This is a genomic window from Vibrio sp. 10N.222.54.A3 (assembly GCF_041474095.1).
Classification (GTDB): Bacteria; Pseudomonadota; Gammaproteobacteria; order Enterobacterales; family Vibrionaceae; genus Vibrio; species Vibrio crassostreae_C.
The window spans coordinates 1-2165 of sequence record NZ_JBFRTN010000043.1; the positions used below are offsets into that span (position 1 = coordinate 1).

Consider the following 2165-nt stretch of genomic DNA (forward strand, 5'->3'; position numbering starts at 1 on the left):
TGTCGAGTAGACGACACTTGTTACCAAGTGCCGCCCCTCTAAGAACCGTACGTGCAACTTTCACTGCATACGGCTCAAGCCTCAACTAAGGCATCATTGATACCCAGCAACTTATAACGCAGTCGGGACAGGCTCTTTCCAAGAGTTACGAGCTAGCCTTTTAGATCTTCTCTTCACCAAATATTTTTGGTATTGAGGGTCAAAAGGGGTCGCCGCATTCCTGATTTTTACGTGTCGCTCGATGGGCACTTTAGCTATTTGGAACAGATTGAAGTGACAGTCCATGTCCATGATTTTCTGCCAACCGTGAAATTGCCACTGGCCTTTACGATTGAGAAAATACTTATGAACAATCCAGTCTTTGGACTTGGTTGGATGACGTCTAACTGCCCAGTGCCATAACGCTTGGAATAGTTTGTGGCCGACATACCCGAATACTTGTTTAGCAACACAGTGGCGATAGTAATTCGCCCACCCTCTAAGTTTCGGATTTATCAACTTGATTAGATCGTTAACAGGGATGGTTGCGTGCTTTTTAATAAGTTCACGTAGATTTCTAAGGAATAACAGCGTGTTAGATTTGCTCGGTTTAATGAGCAATTTCCCTTTGTACTTCCTGTGATTGAAACCCAGAAAGTCAAAGCCATCATCAATATGAGTGACCTTCGTTTTCTCTTCGGAGAGGGTTAACCCTCTTTCTGCCAGAAAGTCAGCAATCAACGGTTTGATATCGTTCACTAGCACTTCCTTTGAAGAGCAGGTGATCACGAAATCATCCGCATAACCAATAAAGTTGGCCCTAGCACCCATTTTCAGAGCTGTAGATTTTATTTGTTGCTCTATTCCCGCGAGAGTCATTAGCATCAAGGTTGGAGATATTATTCCACCTTGAGGTGTGCCCTCATCGGTATCATAGAACAGACCCTTATCCACATAGCCAGACTTTAACCATTGCTCTAACATACGTTTATCAACCGTGATATTGTCGATAAGCCATTGATGCCCGATTTTGTCGAAGCAAGCCTTAATATCTCCCTCAAGAACCCATTTCGCTGATCGCTTTAGAGCCAAACATTTGAAACACTGACTGACGGCGTCAGCCGCACTGCGGTTTGGCCTAAACCCATAGCTATTGAGGTCGGCAAGCGTTTCGGACACTGGTTCTAATGCTAGAAGGTGGAGGGCTTGTTGCGCTCTATCAATCATGCATGGAATACCCAATGGCCTGAGCTTACCGTTTTTTTTGGGGATGTAGATACGTTTGAGTGGTTTTGCAGAGTAAGCCTTGCGGCTCAGTTGATTGACTGCTGTCATACGGCGTACATCTGTGTTCCAGATGACACCGTCTATTCCAGACGTTTTACTGCCTTTATTCTGAGAGACTCGCTTAACCGCAAGAAGCTTGGCTGAGCGAGAATGAGTCAAGAGCCACTGTAAGGACTTCACCTTACTGTGTTTCTTTTCTCTCGTTGCTTTTGCGATACGCATTTGAAGCTTCAATACGTGTGCTTCAACGGATTTCCAGTCGATGGACTGCCATTGATCGTCGTCAGAAGATGCACTAATCTCTTTCGAGATCACCATTTGCTTTTCTCCTTGAATAAAGTTCTTCAAATTCTCTCGCAATGGGAGACCAGTCGGAAGTGGGCTCACTTTCGTGATCAGACATAAGTCTGTATCTGCATCATTACAATGCAGCCTTCGCTTTTTCCGACCTCCTATACCTGCATCACTATCGGCCACAAAGGCTTTCCCAAAGGGAGTGATACAGGCTTACCCTGTTCCGTATGTTGCGTAAAGTGTCAGGTTAGATGCCCACTATAGTGCGGAGAGTGCAGTGACCACGAAAAAGTACTGTCCAACCTCTTTCCAACTCTCATTGCCTTTTGGCCACAGCGTATTAACCACTTCCGCTGCTTCATCATATAACGCACCTTGAATGGATTCACATACGTTCATCATACTGACTACCTAGCACTTACCCGAATTGTGGTTTTCAGGAGGAACGTCCTCTCACGATTCTTTTCCCACTCAGCCCAAGGCCAAGTTTCGTTACATTGTCCGAGCCGCTGCTTTATTCAGGCTCGTAGGTTCATCTGGTGATACAGATGGTTCACTCGTTAAGCGGTGAACAACGCTTCATACGACCTCAGGTCGCACGGACA

General features: G+C 45.5%; 2 protein-coding genes. Both read right to left on the reverse strand.

Features of this window, described 5'->3' with window-relative positions; translation table 11 throughout:
• Window positions 1–111: 111 nt before the first annotated feature.
• Window positions 112–1584: a group II intron reverse transcriptase/maturase gene (ltrA, locus tag AB4507_RS10565; RefSeq protein WP_372182631.1), complete on the reverse strand. Its 1473-nt coding sequence runs from the start codon at window positions 1582–1584 to the stop codon at window positions 112–114.
• 234 nt (window positions 1585–1818) lie between these two features.
• Entirely contained in the window at window positions 1819–1962 is a 144-nt protein-coding gene (locus AB4507_RS10570; RefSeq protein ID WP_017061715.1) for a hypothetical protein, read from the reverse strand.
• Between the last annotated feature and the right edge of the window lie 203 nt (window positions 1963–2165).